This is a genomic window from Mesorhizobium amorphae (assembly GCF_014843845.1).
Lineage (GTDB): Bacteria > Pseudomonadota > Alphaproteobacteria > Rhizobiales > Rhizobiaceae > Mesorhizobium > Mesorhizobium amorphae_A.
Window position 1 is genome coordinate 1 of the sequence record NZ_JHQS01000076.1, and the last position, 351, is coordinate 351.

Sequence of the window (351 nt, forward strand, 5' to 3'; positions counted from 1 at the left end):
CCCGGCATATCGTCGATGGGGATCGTCCAAGACCTCGCGCAATACCCCGGATCGACCGACCGGCCGCAATTCCGCGGGAGATCTCTTCGCGCTCTTCCAACCTCAGCCCTGACGTCGCCCTGCGCCGCGGTGGCGGAGCAATACCCCCGTGCAGAGCCACGATCCGCTGGACGCCGGTCTTGTTCCTCCGCTCCAGCGCCCGCGAGATCGCCGAGATGCTTTGCCCCTGCCTCCAGCGCTCCCACAGCCCAGCCTTCTGCGCCGTCGTGAACCAGATCCGTGACGTCACCATATGCCACCTCCTCATCCTCACAGATTAGAAGGTGTTGCGTTGACCGGTTGAACCCGCCG

Annotated in this window: 1 protein-coding gene; it reads right to left on the bottom strand. The window is 65.0% G+C overall.

From position 1 onward, the window contains the following. Positions 1-292, bottom strand: a 292-nt coding sequence (locus tag DH08_RS37000) for a helix-turn-helix domain-containing protein (RefSeq protein ID WP_192182886.1), incomplete at its 3' end; no start/stop codon positions are given. Between the last annotated feature and the right edge of the window lie 59 nt (positions 293-351).